This window comes from Microlunatus soli (assembly GCF_900105385.1).
GTDB classification, from domain to species: Bacteria; Actinomycetota; Actinomycetes; order Propionibacteriales; family Propionibacteriaceae; genus Microlunatus; species Microlunatus soli.
On record NZ_LT629772.1, the window covers coordinates 2,111,038 to 2,127,240 of the forward strand.

General features: G+C 68.0%; 15 protein-coding genes. 9 read left to right on the forward strand and 6 right to left on the reverse strand.

Going from position 1 to position 16,203, the window contains the following annotated elements:
• Positions 1-2 precede the first annotated feature (2 nt).
• Positions 3-977 carry a proline dehydrogenase family protein gene (locus BLU38_RS09850; protein ID WP_091523713.1) on the reverse strand — a complete coding sequence of 325 codons (975 nt, stop codon included), beginning with the start codon at positions 975-977 and terminating at the stop codon, positions 3-5.
• 134 nt (positions 978-1,111) lie between these two features.
• The gene (locus tag BLU38_RS09855; protein WP_091523716.1) at positions 1,112-1,972 is read right to left on the reverse strand and encodes a sugar phosphate isomerase/epimerase family protein; all 861 of its coding nucleotides are present in this window, start codon (positions 1,970-1,972) and stop codon (positions 1,112-1,114) included.
• A 211-nt stretch (positions 1,973-2,183) separates the two neighbouring features.
• Here BLU38_RS09855 and BLU38_RS09860 point away from each other — a divergent pair, with 211 nt between their 5' ends.
• The 4 genes from BLU38_RS09860 (at position 2,184) to BLU38_RS09875 (ending at position 7,165) form a co-directional block, all read left to right on the forward strand.
• A complete protein-coding gene (locus BLU38_RS09860; RefSeq protein WP_091523719.1) occupies positions 2,184-2,954 on the forward strand; it encodes a hypothetical protein in 771 nt (256 codons plus the stop codon).
• A 145-nt stretch (positions 2,955-3,099) separates the two neighbouring features.
• Positions 3,100-3,756 (forward strand): VOC family protein, encoded by a 657-nt coding sequence (locus tag BLU38_RS09865; protein ID WP_091523723.1) that lies wholly within the window; start codon positions 3,100-3,102, stop codon positions 3,754-3,756.
• Between the two features lie 3 nt (positions 3,757-3,759).
• On the forward strand, positions 3,760-4,827 hold the full coding sequence (hisC, locus tag BLU38_RS09870) for a histidinol-phosphate transaminase (RefSeq protein WP_091523726.1): 1,068 nt from the start codon (positions 3,760-3,762) through the stop codon (positions 4,825-4,827).
• A 223-nt stretch (positions 4,828-5,050) separates the two neighbouring features.
• Positions 5,051-7,165, forward strand: coding sequence for an ABC transporter substrate-binding protein (locus BLU38_RS09875; protein ID WP_091523730.1), 2,115 nt, complete (start codon positions 5,051-5,053; stop codon positions 7,163-7,165).
• A gap of 35 nt (positions 7,166-7,200) precedes the next feature.
• On the opposite strand, the gene BLU38_RS09880 is transcribed toward BLU38_RS09875, so the two are convergent.
• Entirely contained in the window at positions 7,201-7,572 is a 372-nt protein-coding gene (locus BLU38_RS09880; protein WP_091523733.1) for a hypothetical protein, read from the reverse strand.
• A 119-nt stretch (positions 7,573-7,691) separates the two neighbouring features.
• On the opposite strand from BLU38_RS09880, the gene BLU38_RS09885 reads away from it, so the two are divergent.
• From BLU38_RS09885 to BLU38_RS32470, 4 genes are all read left to right on the forward strand, one after another.
• The gene (locus BLU38_RS09885) at positions 7,692-8,618 is read left to right on the forward strand and encodes a helix-turn-helix transcriptional regulator (protein WP_231920258.1); all 927 of its coding nucleotides are present in this window, start codon (positions 7,692-7,694) and stop codon (positions 8,616-8,618) included.
• 161 nt (positions 8,619-8,779) lie between these two features.
• Positions 8,780-9,700, forward strand: coding sequence for an NAD-dependent epimerase/dehydratase family protein (locus tag BLU38_RS09890; protein WP_091523740.1), 921 nt, complete (start codon positions 8,780-8,782; stop codon positions 9,698-9,700).
• A gap of 83 nt (positions 9,701-9,783) precedes the next feature.
• Positions 9,784-11,307, forward strand: a complete 1,524-nt coding sequence (gene radA, locus BLU38_RS09895) for a DNA repair protein RadA (protein WP_091523743.1) — start codon at positions 9,784-9,786, stop codon at positions 11,305-11,307.
• Positions 11,308-11,529: 222 nt separating this feature from the next.
• A complete protein-coding gene (locus tag BLU38_RS32470) occupies positions 11,530-11,688 on the forward strand; it encodes a hypothetical protein (RefSeq protein ID WP_456238083.1) in 159 nt (52 codons plus the stop codon).
• A gap of 143 nt (positions 11,689-11,831) precedes the next feature.
• On the opposite strand, the gene BLU38_RS32475 is transcribed toward BLU38_RS32470, so the two are convergent.
• On the reverse strand, positions 11,832-12,191 hold the full coding sequence (locus BLU38_RS32475; protein WP_091523747.1) for an alcohol dehydrogenase catalytic domain-containing protein: 360 nt from the start codon (positions 12,189-12,191) through the stop codon (positions 11,832-11,834).
• An 86-nt stretch (positions 12,192-12,277) separates the two neighbouring features.
• On the reverse strand, positions 12,278-13,522 hold the full coding sequence (locus BLU38_RS09910; RefSeq protein WP_231920259.1) for a multidrug effflux MFS transporter: 1,245 nt from the start codon (positions 13,520-13,522) through the stop codon (positions 12,278-12,280).
• A 102-nt stretch (positions 13,523-13,624) separates the two neighbouring features.
• On the opposite strand from BLU38_RS09910, the gene BLU38_RS09915 reads away from it, so the two are divergent.
• Positions 13,625-14,551, forward strand: coding sequence for a helix-turn-helix transcriptional regulator (locus BLU38_RS09915; RefSeq protein ID WP_231920260.1), 927 nt, complete (start codon positions 13,625-13,627; stop codon positions 14,549-14,551).
• 185 nt (positions 14,552-14,736) lie between these two features.
• Here the strand turns inward: BLU38_RS09915 and BLU38_RS09920 are convergent, their stop codons facing one another.
• The gene (locus BLU38_RS09920) at positions 14,737-16,104 is read right to left on the reverse strand and encodes a calcium-binding protein (RefSeq protein ID WP_091523750.1); all 1,368 of its coding nucleotides are present in this window, start codon (positions 16,102-16,104) and stop codon (positions 14,737-14,739) included.
• Between the last annotated feature and the right edge of the window lie 99 nt (positions 16,105-16,203).

The following is a 16,203-nucleotide window of genomic DNA, read 5'->3' on the forward strand; positions in this document are numbered from 1 at the left end:
GGTCAGCGGCGCGACGGGATGGCGGAGTGTCGAGCGGTGGGGCCGTTGACGACCCGGTGCGTGACGGCACCGGCGAGCAGGAAGAGGTTGGCGGGGCGTTCGGCCAGTCGGCGGACCAGATAGCCGTACCAATCCGACCCGTACGGGAGGTAGACGCGGACCCGATGTCCCTTGTGCAGCAGGCGTTCCTGCTCGGCGACGCCGATCCCGTACAGCATCTGGAACTCAAGATCGCCCGGCTTGCGGGCGGCCTTGATCGCCAGCGTCTCGGCGATCGCAGTGAGCCGGCGGTCGTGGGTGGCGATCATCGGATAGCCGTCGCCCTCGATCAAGATCTTCAGGCAGCGTACGAAGGCCTTGTCGATCTCGTGCCGGTCGGTGTGCGCGACATCGTGTGATTCGGAATAGGCCCCCTTGACCAGCCGGACCCGGGAGCCGGCCTCGGCCAGCCGGCGGCAGTCCTCCTCGGTCCGCCGCAGGTAGGACTGCAGCACGACGCCGAGGTCACCGAAGTCCTTGCGGAGTTCGGATACCGCCTCCAGGGTGGCGTCGGTCTTGGAGTGATCCTCCATGTCGATGGTGACCGCGGTGCCGGCGTCTCGGGCGGCCTGACAGATCCGTCTGGCGTTGGCCACGGCGCGGGCGTTGCCGTCGTCGGCAAGGTCCTGACCGATCGCCGACAACTTGACCGACACCTCGGCCTGCTCGGCCAGTCCCGCGACCCGGAGTTGATCAAGGAGATCGACGTAGGCCTGTGCGGCCTGGTCGGCCAATTCGACCGAGGTGCAGTCCTCACCGAGATGATCAATGGTCACGGTGCGCCCGGTCTGCTGCAGCCCGCGGGTGGTACCGATCGCATCGGCCGACGCCTCGCCGGCGACGAAGGCCTTGACCAGTTCCCTGGTCGGCGGGAAGCCGATGATCAACTTCTTCACCGACGCGTTCCGCGACACACCGAGCAGTGCCTCTCGCAACATCCGCCACCCTCCTTCACCGTCACCACCGACGATGGTGCCCCATGTCGTCCGGCCAGATTAGACGACGCGGGGCCGTCGAGGGACTCGGCCGTCCCGCCGATATCCGAGCGGGACGTGGCGCAGCCCGAACGAGGTCAGGACAGCACGTCGGCGGTGCCGGCGGTGTCGCCGGCGAAGGCCGGCAGCGCGGCTCGTTCGAGGTGCATCCGGGCAAAGGCGAGGGACTCCGACAGATCGATCTCCCGCTGGGCGCGGGTCCCGCTGCGGCGGGAGTTGACCTCGAGCACGACGTGACCGGAGAAGCCGCTGCCGACCAGGTGCTGCAGCACCGCGCCGGCATGCTGATTGCCGCGGCCGGGCACCAGGTGCTCGTCCTTCATCGAACCGGTGCCATCGGTCAGGTGCACGTGGCCCAGCCGATCGCCCCAGGTCTTGGCCAGCTCCAGCGACTGCTGGCCGGCGGTCGAGGCGTGGGAGAAGTCCAGGGTGAGGTCCTCGTACTCGAGCTCACTGGGGTCCCACTGCGGCAGGTAGGCCTTCATCTCGGTGCCGGCGATCCGCCAGGGATACATGTTCTCCAGGCAGAACCGGACGCCGCTGCGGTCCGACAGGTCACGCAGCCGCGACACGAAATCACGGGCGTATTCGCGTTGCCAGCGGAACGGCGGGTGCACCACGACCACATCGGCATCGAGTTGCCGGGCGGCCTTGGCCGATCGCTCCAGCTTGGCCCAGTTGTCGTTGCCCCAGATGTGCTGACTGATCAGCAGGCAGGGCGCATGCACCGACAGCACCGGGATCTGGTGGTAGTCGCGCAGCTTCTGGACCGCGTCGATGTCGGTCGAGACCGGGTCGATACCGACCATCAACTCGATTCCGTCGTAGCCCAGTCGGCCGGCGAGTTCGAACGCACTGGAGGTGGTTTCGGGGTAGACCGAGGAGGTCGAGAGCCCGACCTGGACCGGCGTCCGCGGCTGGCTTGGGTTGTCTGACACAACCTCCAATGTAGTGCGACCCGGGGCAGCCGAGCACAGGTTCGCGGTCACGCTCCGGTGTCGGTCAGGGTCGGATCAGGTCCGAATCAGCGCTCGGCAAGGGTGACCGAAGCCGGATCGGGCCGACAGCGCGGCCCGCGTTCGGCATTCCACGGCGCGCGAACGGTACGGCGCCGCACGATCGGGCGAACCAGGCGCGTAGGCTGCCGCCGTGCCGGAAGTCATGATGGGTTTTCCCCGGGCGTATGCAGAATTCACCAACCCGGAAGACGACACGGAGGTGTACCGGCTCGACCTGACCTGGCTCACCTCCCGCTGGGAATGCATCTTCGGTGCCGGGTGTCCCGGGATCTACGCCGATGCGCCGGAGAACGGCTGCTGCACGCTGGGTGCGCATTTCGCCGACGCCGACGACGAGAAGCGGGTCAAGAAGGCGGTCAAGCAGCTCACGCCGGATCTGTGGGAGCACTACAAAGAGGGCAAGAAGCGTGGCTGGGTCGAGTTGGAGGACGACGACACCGTCTCCCCCGGCGAGGAGCCCGATCGCAAGACCCGGGTCGTCGACGGGGCCTGCATCTTTCACAACAGCAAGGATTTCCCGGGCGGCTACGGATGTGCGCTGCACCATCTGGCCAACAAGCAGGGCCGGCACTTCCACGAGACCAAACCCGACGTCTGCTGGCAGCTGCCGATCCGCCGGCAGTTCCGCGAGGTCGAGCGCACCGACGGGACCAACTACACCGAGGTCAGCATCGGTGAGTACTCCCGGGACGGGTGGGGTCCGGGCGGTCACGACCTGGACTGGTACTGCACGGCCAACACCGAGGCACACCACGGTCGCGAACCGGTCTACGTCAACAACAAGCCCGAGTTGGTGGCGCTGATGGGCAAGAAGGGCTACCAACTGCTCAAGCAGTACTGCGAGGAGTTCGAGTCCCGCCGCGGCACTCTGCTCCGGCATCCCGCCGACCCCGCCGACTGAAACCGACGTTCCCGCGCAGGTTTGACGTTCCCGCGCAGGTTCTATCCCGCGCTGGACGGTCGAAAGTGCGCGGGAACGAGGGGTGGGCGGCACTCGGGCGGCACCCGGGTGTGCGGGTGGGAGCATCGTCGGGCAGCATGTCGGTATGAAACTCGATCACCTCTCGTTCGCAGCCGGCCCCGAAGGCGCAGCCGCCACCGCCGAGCGACTCGGTGACAAGCTTGGGGCACGCTTCGTCGACGGCGGATTCCATCCCCGCTTCGGCACCCGCAACTGGACGCTGCCGATGGCCGGCGACACCTATTTCGAGGTGGTCGAGGTGCTCGATCACCCGGCAGCCGACAAGGCCCCCTTCGGTCAGGCGGTCCGCGCCCGGTCGTCCGACGGCGGCGGCTGGCTCGGCTGGGTGGTCCGGGTGGACGATCTCGGCCCGGTGGAGCAGCGGCTGGGCCGCGAGGCCGTCCCCGGCAATCGACACCTGCCGACCGGCGAAGAGCTCTCCTGGAAGCAGATCGGCGTCAAGGGCCTGCAGGCCGATCCGCAGCTGCCGTTCTTCGTGCACTGGCTGAGCGACATGGGGCTGCACCCCTCCAAGCAGTACGCCGATGATGCGCCATCGGAGCCGGTGATCCGGCTGACCGGCCTGGAGATCGCCGGCGATCCGGATCGGGTGAACGACTGGATGGGCGGCGACGCCGACGGCGCGCTGCCCGAGGTCGACATCTCCTGGTCCGCACCGAACGGCCAGCCGGGCGTGCTGGCGGCAACCTTCCAGACTCCCGCCGGCGAAGTCCGGCTGTAAACGATGCCGCCACAGATCCGGTCGGCCATCGCGTCCGTTCCGCCCTATCGGCCGGGCAAGCCCGCACCATCGGGACCGGGCGGAGTCTCGTTCAAGCTGTCCAGCAACGAGAACCCCTATCCCCCGTTGCCCGGCGTGTTGGCCGCCACCCAGGCGGCCTGTGAGCGGATGAACCGCTACCCGGACATGGCGAACTCGGAGCTGATCGTCGCACTGGCCGACAAACATCAGGTCGGTGAGGATCAGCTCGCCATCGGCACCGGGTCGGTCGCCGTGCTCTACAACCTGCTGCAGGCCCTGGCCGGCGAGGGCGACGAGGTCGTCTATCCGTGGCGCAGCTTCGAGGCCTACCCGATCGCGGTCCAGCTCACCGGTGCCCGCAGCGTCCAGGTGCCCAACGGACCGGACGCCGGACATGATCTCGAGGCACTTCGTCGCGCGGTCACGCCGGCCACCAAAGTGATCATGGTCTGTACGCCCAACAATCCGACCGGACCGATCGTCGACCATGATCGACTCGCGGCCTTCATCGACGACGTGCCCGACCACATCATGATCGTCATCGACGAGGCCTACGTCGAATTCGGCACTGCCCCCAACCGCGCTCGTGGGCTGGAGTTGATCGGGCCGAACGTCGCCTCACTGCGGACCTTCTCCAAGGCCTACGGGCTGGCCGGATTCCGGGTCGGCTACTGCGTCGCCGACCCTGCGATCGCCGGTGCGGTCCGAGCGGCGTCCGCGCCGTTCGGAGTGTCGTTGCCGGCCCAGGCCGCGGCCGTCGCCTCGTTGGCGGCCGAGGACGAGCTGTTGCACCGGGTCCAGGAGTTGATCAAGGAACGGGACACGCTCGCCGACGGCCTTCGGCAGCTCGGCCTGACCGTGCCGGACAGCCAGTCCAACTTCGTTTGGCTGGCCGCCGGCGACCGGACCGCCGACTGGGCGCAGCAGTTCACCGCCGCCGGATTGATGGTCCGCCCGTTCGTCGACGCCCCCGATGCCGGCCTGCGGATCACCGTCGGCGAGCCGGAGGCGAATCGCCTGGTGCTCCGCACCGCCGCCGAGCTGGTCTAGTTCACGGCCGCCTCCGCACGATCCCGCTCCGAACCCCGTTCTGAGACGGCCTGCAGACAAGTACAGGTTAAGCGCTATACCATCTGTGCACACGAGAGCCTGGTGGCAACGCAGCACCCGGTGTGAACCCCTCGCGCGTGGACGGTCTGCCGATCACAGCCGGGGGCCGGGCGGTTGTCGCCTCGTGCTCTGACAAAGATGTCGGGCGAGGAGTTGGGCGAAGATGAACAGATCTCGGGTGACCCGCCGTGGTTTTCTCTACGGGTCGGCGGTGTTGGCCGGCGGCGCCGCGCTGCAGGCCTGCACGGGAAGCACTGACTCGACCAGCGGGTCCGGTGCCAGCAGCAGCTCGGCGGCAAAGGGGTCGGCAACCAAGCCGATCGCCGCGCCGGGTAAATATCAACAGTCACCGACCCTGGACGGCAAAGGACTGTCACCGGTCGCGGAGCGGCTGCCGGACAATCCGTACGTGATCCCGCACAAGTGGGTGAAGGCGGGCAAGTACGGCGGCAAGCTGAACATGAACGTGTTGTCCACCCAGGGCGCCACCAGCGCAGACTCCGACCGCGAGTTCTTCTACGGCCACTCGCCGCTGCGCTATCTGAATGACGGTCAGGACATCGGCCCCGGGCTGGTCGAGAGCTGGGAATCCAACGACGACGCGAGCGAGTGGACGTTCCACTTCCGCAAGGGACTCAGGTGGTCCGACGGCAAACCGTGGACGACGGACAACATCATGTTCTGGTGGGACGACCTGGTGCTCCCTCAGAAGATGGCACAGACGCCGCCGGACGAGGCGCGTTCCGGGAAGGGCACCCTGGCCACGTTCGATGCGGTCGACGACTTCACGTTGAAACTGAAATTCGACGCGCCCGCACCGCTGACCGCCGACCGGCTGGCCACCTGGGTGAACGGCAACATCGGCAAGAACGGCGCGGCCTGGATGATGCCGAGTCACTACCTGAAGCAGTTCCATCCCAAGTACAACAAGAAGGTGCCCGACGACTGGGACACCGTCGGCGGGCTGATGGAGTCCAAGGCCGACTGGCACCGCAATCCCGACTGCCCGACCATGATCGGCTTCCGGTGCAAGTCGTTCGACTCCAACAAGGGCGTCGTCCTCGAACGCAACCCGTACTACTGGTGTGTGATGCCCAACGGTGATCAACTTCCGTATCTGGACGAGATCCAGTTCACCGTGGTGACCGACGCCGAAGCCGGAAAACTGCAACTCCAGCAGGGATCGGTCGACTACTGCCACGGCGCCTTCAATCAGATCAGCCTGAACGACGTCGAGGGCCTGCGGAAGAGCGCGGCCAAGGCCGAGACCGAAGTGATCTTGTGGGACAGCGGATCGGGCACCGGTTCGATGCTGTTCTTCAACTACGACTACTACGACGACGACATCCGGAAGATCATCCGCGAGCCCAAGTTCCGTCAGGCGGTCTCGCACGCCTTCAACCGAGAGGCGCTGCGCAAGGCGCTCTACTTCAACACCGGGGAGGCCACCACCGGCACGATGAGCCCGAAGGCGAGCGAGTATCGGACCGGCGCCGAGGGCAAGAAGATCTACAACCAGTGGCGCGACTCCTACGTCGAGTACAACCCCGACAAGGCCAAGAAGCTGCTGGACGAGATCGGCCTGAAGGCCGGCAGCGACGGCATCCGGACCCTGCCGAACGGCAAACCGCTGAAACTGCGGCTGGACTACCAGGCCGACGAGTCGGCCGAGCATCTGACCAAGGACAAGCAACTGGTCTCCGACCTCAAGGCGGTCGGGCTGAAGATGCCGATGAATCCGGTGCCGCCGCAGAGCTTCGGTGACGAGTGGTCAGCCGGCAAGCTGATGACGCACAGCAACTGGGAGGCCAGCGACGGCTCCAACCATCTGGTGTACCCGCCGTGGCTGGTGCCGATCGAGTCGGCCCGCTGGGCACCGCTGCAGGGGCGGTGGTACTCGTTGCTCGGCACCAAGACCAATGCGACCGAGAGCAACCTCGCGCCGTGGAAGCGGCATCCGCCGCGGATGGAGCCGGAAGCCGACGGACCGATCAAGAAGCTCTGGGATCTCTACGATCAGAGCAAGATCGAACCCGACGAGACCAAGCGGACCCAGCTGGTCTGGGAGATGATCAAGATCCACATCACCGACGGCCCGTTCTTCATGGGGTGTGTGGCCAACTTCCCGCAGGTCGTGGTGGTGAAGAAGGCGCTGCGCAACGTGCCCCGACGGAACAATCTGGCCCTGAACGGCTACGTCAACACCTGGGCGCACCCGGTGCCGGCCGTCTACGATCCGGAGTGCTACTACTGGGAGGATCCGGACCAGCACACGTGAGGTGGGCCGGGTCCGGCATGGCCCGGCTCCTGGGGTCAGACGGGCCAGTCCAGTTGCGATTCGGGAACCGCCAGCCGGCGTCCGAACTCGACGGCTTCGGCCCGACCGGCGTGATCACCGCGCGGGTAGTGGAAGACCCGCCCGGGGAAGATCACGTACACGTCGGTGTCGGTCCGGTAGTCGGCGTACCAGCCCGGCCGGTCGAGCACCTCCGACAACGACCCGGCGAGATCCTCTGCGTCGGCGGGATCGACCTCGATGTCCAGCAGCGTCCAGATCGGCGGCTGCTCGGCGCTGGTGCCGTCCGGCCGGACCCGACGGATCCGGGTCACGGTCATCCTCGCGTCGAGGACCGGGCCGACTTGGAGACTCTCGGCGATCAGCACGCCGACATAGCGAGTGGGCATGCCCGAGACGGTAGCGGCGAGCGCCGACAGCGACCGGCCATCGACGCTCCGACCACCCGCCGGGCAACGCCGCCGACGGAACGGCCGTGGATGGCAGCCCTGGGTGCAAGGATGACGGCGTGCAGACCCCAGGCGCCCGCGTCCGACCGGCTCGCGGCCGCTCCACCGGTGAACCCGTGTACCCGGGGACGGTGGGCAACGACGACCGGGCCGGCGGCTACGACGAGCCTGGCACGTACGACGAACAGCTGCCTCATCCGGACCTGCGGCATGCCGTCCGGACGGTGTGGATCCAACGGGTCGCCGCCGACGGCGCGGTGCAGCGCCATCTGCCGACCGGAGGCATCGAACTGCAGGCCACCCTCGGCCGTCCGATCCGGCTGCTCGGCCCGCTGACCTGCGCCCGGGTCGAGCCGCTCGAACCCGGGGCGATCATCATCGGCATCCGCTTCTGGCCCGGTGCGTTCGCTCCGCTGTCGGCAGTCCCGGCCCGGGAGCTGACCGACCAGGTGGTGCCGCTGGCGCAATTGTGGGGCGGATCGGCGGTCCGATTGGGTGATCAACTCGCGCGGTCCGGCCGGGCGGACCGCGCGTTGCAGCTGCTGCAGGACACGGTGATCAGTCGGCTTCGCCGAGCGCCGACGGCAGACCGCTTGATCACCGAGGCCGTCCGGCGACTGATGCCGTGGCGACCGGCGGCGGTGGCAACGATCGCGAGCGAGCTGTCGATCTCGGAGAGCCAGCTGCGCCGACGCTTCGATCGAGGGATCGGGACGAGCCCGAAGACCCTGCAGCGCACCTTGCGGCTGCAGGGCTATCTGTCGCTGGCGCAAGCGGGCGCGGACGATGCCCGGACGCTGCGGGTGACCGATCTCGCCGCACGCGTCGGCTACACCGACCAGCCGCACCTGACCCACGAGTGCATGCGGCTGACCGGCGTCACGCCACGACGGTTGCTGGGCACGGATCGCGACCGCTGCGGCTGCGGACACGACCATGCCGCCTCCTATCGGCCGTTCCTCGGCGGGATACCGCAACCGCGCTGACTCCGGTGGTTCCAGGCCGAGCGCTCATCCTGGCTGCGCGGTGCCCGGGGAAGAGCGCGGCCTCGGGACAAGCGCGGCCTCGGGACGAGCGCGGCCCGGCCGCCGCAGGATGCGCGATCAATACAAGAGATCGACCGTCGGCCACCCCTACGGTCATCCTCATGATCTTGATCACCGGAGGATTCGGCACGATCGGCGCACAGACCGCACGAGCACTGTCCGACCTGGGACGCGAAGTCGTGATCACCTGCTTCCGCCGGACGGAGCGGCCGAGCTTCCTGTCCGACCGGGTCGTGGTCGAGCAACTCGACATCACCGACGCCGACAGCCTGCTCGAGCTCGGCAACCGTCATCGGATCAGCGATATCGTCCACCTGGCCGGCACACTGCCCGGGGACGACCCGGTCGCGTTCTTCCGCAACGAGACGACCGGAATGCTCAATGTGATCAACGCCGCGCGGACCTGGGGCGTCGACCGGCTCGCCACCGCCAGCAGCCTCGGTGTCTACGCCGGCCGGGCCGAGAACCCTTGGCACGAAGATCTTTCGCTGCCCACGGTGCCGTCGCCCCATCTCATCGTCGGCTTCAAGAAGGCCGCCGAACCGATCCTGCTCAACGCGCTGCAGGGCACCTCGGTCCGGCCGATCGTGCTCCGGATCGGCAGCGTCTGGGGACCCCTGTTCGACCCGTACTCGCCGTTCATCGGCGCGGTGACCGCCATCAGTGCGCTGTTGCGCGGCGAGCAACCGGCGCCGTTCCCGGCCGACGCCGGCGGCGACATCTGCTACTCCGTCGATGCCGGCCGAGCGATCGCCGGCCTGATCACGACCGACACGTTGCGGCACCAGGTCTACAACGTCTCCAGCGGGCGGCCGTACACCTACCGGGAGCTGGCCGAAGCGTTGCGGGACGTCCGGCCCGACCTCCGGCTCCCGCTGACGGAGCCGCGGGGCGGTCGAGCTCAGGCCGATCCCTACCTCGACATCGGCCGGCTGCGGGCCGATACCGGATTCGCCCCGGCCTTCGATCTGCGAGCGGCGGTCGCCGACTACCTGCAGTGGCGGGCCGACAATCCCCGCTGACCGAGATCAGTCGGCGAACCGGCTCGGGTCGACACGGGGCGTCCAGCGCGGGAGTGTCGGAACCAATGTCTAGATTGCTCGTCATGGCCAAGACGAAGAACCGACCCGGATATCACTGCACCGAGTGCGGCTGGACCTCGGCGAAGTGGGTCGGTCGCTGCGGCGAGTGTCAGACCTGGGGCAGCGTCGTCGAGGAGGGCGCGCCCAAGCTGCAGCAGGTGCAGTCCCAGGTGCCGGAGTCCAAGGCGATGCCGATCGGACAGGTCAGCGCTCGGGCGGCGACCCGGGCCAAGACCGGCGTCGGCGAGCTGGACCGGGTGCTCGGCGACGGCCTGGTCCCGGGCGCGGTGGTGCTGCTGGCCGGCGAGCCCGGCGTCGGCAAGTCCACGCTGCTGCTGGAGGTCGCGGCCCGGTGGGCCAAGGCCGGACGGCGCACGTTGTACGTGACCGGCGAGGAGTCCGCTGCCCAGGTCAGGCTGCGCGCCGGCCGCACCGACGCCCTGGCCGACGAGCTCTACCTGGCCGCAGAGACCGACCTCGGCACCGTGCTCGGTCACATCGAGGAGACCCAGCCGTCGCTGATGGTGCTGGACTCGGTGCAGACCGTCGGGACCGCGGAGGCCGACGGCTCCCCCGGCGGCCCGAGTCAGGTCCGGGAGGTGACCGCCGCGCTGGTCCGGGTCGCCAAGCGACGCGGGATGGCGGTGGTGATCGTCGGCCACGTCACCAAGGACGGTGCGATCGCCGGGCCGCGGCTGCTGGAGCATCTGGTCGACGTCGTGCTCGCCTTCGAGGGCGACAAGAATTCCGGTTTCCGGATGGTGCGGGCGACCAAGAACAGATTCGGCCCGGCCGACGAGGTCGGCTGTTTCGAGATGGCAGAGAACGGCATCGTCGAGGTGCCGGATCCGTCCGGCTTGTTCACCTCCCGGCACGAGGAGCCGGTGTCCGGGACCTGCGTCACGGTCACCCTGGAGGGCAAGCGGCCGCTGCTCGCGGAGCTGCAGGGGTTGGCGGTGCCGAGCGCACTGGACAATCCGCGCCGGACCACTCACGGCATCGAGCACAGTCGGCTGGCGATGCTGTTGGCGGTCCTGCAACGTCGCGCATCGATCCGGATGTACACCCACGACGTGTACGCCTCGACCGTCGGCGGAGCCCGAGTGATCGATCCGGGAGCCGACCTGGCGATCGCGCTGTCCATCGTCTCCAGCGTGCTGGACCGGCCGCTGCCTCGGACGCTGGTGGCGATCGGCGAGGTCGGCCTGGCCGGTGAGTTGCGCCGGGTGCCGGGCACCGATCGACGGGTCGCCGAGGCGGCCCGACTCGGGTTCAGCCATGCGATCGTCCCGGCCGAGCCGCGCAGCACCCGGCCGGAGCCGACGGCGCCGAGCGACCCGGCCGATCCAGACAAGATGCAGATCCTCCGTCCGGCCACCCTGCGGGAGGCCCTGGACATGCTGGACCTGGTCCGTCGTCCGGCCGACGGTTCGGAAGGGCCGCGTCGCACGTCGCGTCAGGCCGACCGGCCCCGGCAGTCGGGCTCGTCCTCGGAGGAGTTCACGATGCCCGACGACGACGAATTGCAACGGATCTTCGACCTCTGAGGTGCTGCAGCCGAGTGGCCGTCGCCGGTCGGCAGCCGCTGCCGCTCAGACGGTGAGCAGCACCTTGGTCGCGCGCCGCTCGTCCATCGCCCGGTAGCCGTCGGCCGCCCGATCCAACGGCAGCGTCAGGTCGAACACCGCACCGGCGTCGATCTGCCCGTTCATGATCAGGTCGATCAGCTCCGGCAGGAATCGGCGAACCGGCGCCGGGCCGCCGTGCAGATGGACGCCGGAGAAGAACAGCTCCGTGCCGTCCAGGGCGACGCCATGGGTGACGCCGACGTAGCCGACGTGCCCACCCGGATCTGCTCGGCCGTCGGTCGGGCTCCGGTGGCGACCAGGGTGCCGTCGGCCAGCGGGATCCGGGCGCGTTCGGCCTAGGGTGTGTCTCTTAAATCGCGTGGGAGCGAGCAGGTGCGCGGTCGAGTGCCTCGGCGCGGCCGGCGAGGGAGGCATATCGGGATATGTCGACCGAGTCCGGCCACGGCGAGGTGCCGATCGCGTGCCGCGCAGCCCCGCGAGATTTAAGAGACACACCCTAAGGTGCCGATCGACCCGATCGGGACGTTGTGCACGCAGCGGCTCTGATAGCCGGCCCGGCAGATCTCACAGCTGTTGTCGGAGGCGAAGAACGAGCCGACGACGAAGTCACCGACCGTGACGTTGTTGGCCGCGGCACCGACCTGTTCGACGAAGCCGACGTACTCGTGTCCCATCGGTGTCGGCTCGGTCACCGGGTCGATGCCCCAGTACGGCCACAGATCCGAGCCGCAGATGCAGCTCGCGGCGATCCGGATGATCGCGTCGGTCGGTTCGATGATCTCCGGCTCCGGGCGGTCCTCGACCCGGACGTCACCGGCGGAATGGAGAACAACTCCACGCATGGCTGATCACTCCTGCACTCGTTGGTTTCTGGGATTGCTTTTCTTTGATTTCGGGACGACCGGTGCCCCGGGTGCGTCCTGTCGGTTCAGCCGACGCCGACGCCCGACACCTCGATACGGCGCGACGAACGCGTCCTGTTCGGCCGAGCCAGAGTCACGAACGCGATGGCCGCGAGCAGGATCGCCAACGAGGTCACCACGCCGAGCGGCAGGATGGTCGCGGCACCGGCGATGCCCACGAACGGCGCTGCGACGCCACCGAAGGCGTACCGGGCCATGCCGAGCAGCGACGACGCCGTGCCGGCGAGCTGCGGATAATCGGCCAAGGCGATCGTCGTTGTCGGCGGTGTGCTGGCAGCAACCCCGCCGACCATGATCAACAGCGAGATGATCACCACCGGCAACGGTAGCGCGACGAGCCCGCAGGCCAGCAGCCCGAGCGCACCGGCGCCGGCCATCGCCAGCCCGACGGCCAGTGTCCCGGTCACGCTCCAGTGCTCGACGAGCCGGCCGGCGAGGTAGCCGAAGAGCATGAAGCCGGCCGAATTCAGGCCGAAGGCGAGCGCGTACTGCTGGGGCGACAATCCGTAGATCCCTTGCAGCACATAGGTTGCGCCACTGAGATAGCCGAAGATCGCCGCCGTGGCGAAGCCCTGGGTGAGGACGGCGCCGACGAACCGGCGGTCGTCGAGCAGTGTTCGGAAATGCCGCCCGATCTGGCCGAAGCCGCCGACGGTGCGGCGATCGGTCGGCAACGTCTCGCGATAGACGACGGCGATCACGGCAATGATCACCGCACCGAGCGCGGCCAGGAACACGAACAGCCCGCGCCAATCGGTGATCCGGGAGAGTTGGCCGCCGAGCTGCGGGCCGATGATCGCGGCGAGTCCACCGATCACCGTCAACCGACCGTAGAACCGGATCAGCGCGTTGCCGGTGTAGATGTCACGTCCGGCCGCTTGTGCGATGACGATGCCGGCACCACCGGCGATCCCCTGCACCAGCCGGGCGATGATCAGCGACTCGATGCTCGGGCTGACGGCGCACAACAGGGAGGCAACGACGTAGCCGATCACACCGACATAGAGCGGCCGGGACCGGCCGAAGCGATCCGACAACGGGCCAGTGATCAACTGTCCGAGCGCCAACCCGATCAAGCAGGCGGTGACCGTCAGTTGCGCGGTGGAGGTTGCCGCGTCCAGTTGCCGGGTGAGCGCCGGCAGTGCCGGTAGGTAGAGGTCCATCGACACCGGACCGAACACCGTGAGCACCAGCAGCAGGACCGGCAGCAGGCGGCTTCGGGCGCGAAACGCCGGTGGAGAGGTTTGCACGAACTCCAGTAGAGAGCGTTTCGGCACCCAGCGGGAGGCCCTGTCGATCGGTGTACCGCCAGGGCACCCCAACCGAGCCGAACGGGACCTATTCTCGGGAACATGGACACCCGACGGCTGGACAATCGCGCCGAGGTCCGCGAATTCCTGATGTCACGGCGGGCCAAGATCAGTCCGGCACAGGCCGGGCTGCCGGCCGGCGGGAATCGGCGGGTCGCCGGCCTCCGCCGCAACGAGGTCGCCATCCTGGCCGGCGTCAGCGTCGAGTACTACGCCAAGCTCGAGCGGGGCGCCATTGCCGGTGCCTCGGCGGCGGTATTGGACGCCATCGCCGACGCGCTGCAGCTCAACGACACCGAGCGAGCACACCTTTTCGATCTTGCTCGGGCTGCCGACGGCATCCCCACTTCGGGTCGGTCCCGGCGCCGCACCGCCGGCACCGCGGGTCAGCCCGCGTCCCGGCCGAGCCTGCAGTGGGCGTTGTCCTCGATCACCGACGGCATCGCGTTCGTCCGCAACCAGCAGCAGGACCTGCTGGCGACCAACCCGATCGGCCGCGTCTTCTATTCACCGGTCGTCGGCGAGGGTGGCCGTACGCCCAATCTGGCCCGTTTCCAGTTCCTCGACCCGGCGTCGCGGGACTTCTACCCCGATTGGGATCTGTTCGCCGAGATGTGCGTCGCGATCATTCGCCGCGAGGCCGGCCGCGATCCCCACGACCGCGGGTTGCAGGAACTCGTCGGCGAGTTGTCCACCCGGAGCGAGACCTTCCGCCGGTTGTGGGGTGCCCATGACGTCCGCACCCACGGCGCCGGCACCAAACGGTTCAATCATCCCGAGGTCGGCGAGATGGTGCTGTCCTATGAGGAACTGGCCGTCACCGCAGAACCGGGCGTGGTGATGTTGATCTACACCGCCGAGCCCGGCTCGCCGACGGCGGAGAAGCTGCGACTGCTCGCCTCGTTGGCCGCCGAGCAGTCTCCGGCGCAGCTGCTCCGACAGGAGTCGGGCGTCGACCGCGACGGGTGATCGCGCCGTCGGCAGCTGATCGCGAGACGAAGGGTGAGATGATCAATCCCTCGGTCGGGGTCCGCCGCGACGTTGATCATCTGCCAAGGTGATCATCTGCGAAAGTGATCATTGCACGGTTGATGACGGCGACGTTGATCATTTGCGAGCCCGGACGTGGGGGGTTGCCTGGCCGGATCGACGGATCAGCAGCGCTTCTTGACCTCGGCACGGCAGACGTCACTCCCGGGTCCGCCGTCGGCAGTGTCGTTGCCCTTGCCGCCGGTCAGCTTGTCGTTTCCCTTGCTGCCGTACATCGTGTCGTCGTCCGCGCCGCCGTAGAAGACGTCGCGATGCGGTCCGCCTCGGAAGGTGTCCTTCCACCGCGGCCATTCGGTGGCCCGGTAGACCTGCAGCCCGCCGAACGAGACTGTCGCCTTGCGGTGGGTGCAGTGCAACGTCCCTGCTGCCACATCCACTGTCGAGCTGCAGTCCCAGCTCATCGTGTCGGTCCCGCTCTCCCCGAGGAACTGCGCGGTGATCGGACCGGTCGCGATCGGATCCTCCTCCACCTCTCCGTGGGTCAGCAATCGGAACCGGTCGTCACCCGGACCGCCGTCGACCTCCACTCCCCGACCGGCCTGCACCAGCATCGTGTCCCGCCCGTGCCCGAGCCGGATGACGCCGCCCTGCTTGTCGGCCCGATAATCGACGCGGTCGTCGCCGGACCCTGCCGACACCTCGGAGTCTCCGCCAGTGACGACGATCTCGTCCGCTCCGCCCTTGGCATCAACCCGGCTGTCGTGGCCGCCGACTGAGATGAAGTCCGAATGCCGGCTGCCGGTGATGTCGGCGGGGCTCTGCGCCCAGAAGCTCTCGACATCAAAGAAGTGATCACTCGGACCTCCGGCCGATGCCCGACCGGTCCCCTTCGCCAGATCGACGTCGACTGCGACACCGTCGATTTTCAGCGCGTCCCCTCCAGAACCTGCGCGAATCGTGTCTGTGCCGGCGCTGGCAGCCTTGCTCAAGATCGACACCGACACGATGTCCGACCCGGCACCTGCATCCACCGTGTCCGCCGGGTCCTCGGTCACCCTTTCATGATCAAAGTCGAGCTGATCCGGATAGATCTCGTCATTGCCGGCCAGCCCCGTGATCTGATCGCTGCCCGGGCCGCCGAAGATGATGTCGTTCTTCTCCGACCCGGCCAGGCTGTCATCACCCACCCCGCCGACGATCTTGGCCGAGGCCGTCACTGCCGAAGCCGACACCCAGTCGTCGCCCGCGCCCCCGATGACCTGACTACCGTGCCCTCCGACGCAGATGGTGTCGTCGCCACCCTTGGCGTCATAGGTGAACCACGCGGATCCCTTCAGCACAACGACATCATCGCCTGCCGTGCCGTAGTGGGTCGTGAAGTCGTCGTCCTCGTCGATCATCTGGGTGACCGGCTTGCCGTGGCAGAGGTCCTCGGCCTGGGCGACCGGCGTTCCTCCCGAACCGATGACGCCTACTGCGAGCGCGCCGGCGGCCAGCAGCCCTGTTCCGATGCGTACCCGGTTGATCTTCATCGCTTCCTCTCGACGCGTCGCGAGCGGCCGTCCAGCCGGTTGCCAGATCCGGATCGTGTCACGGATCGATCGATGATCATCGGCCTTTTGAACGAGGTC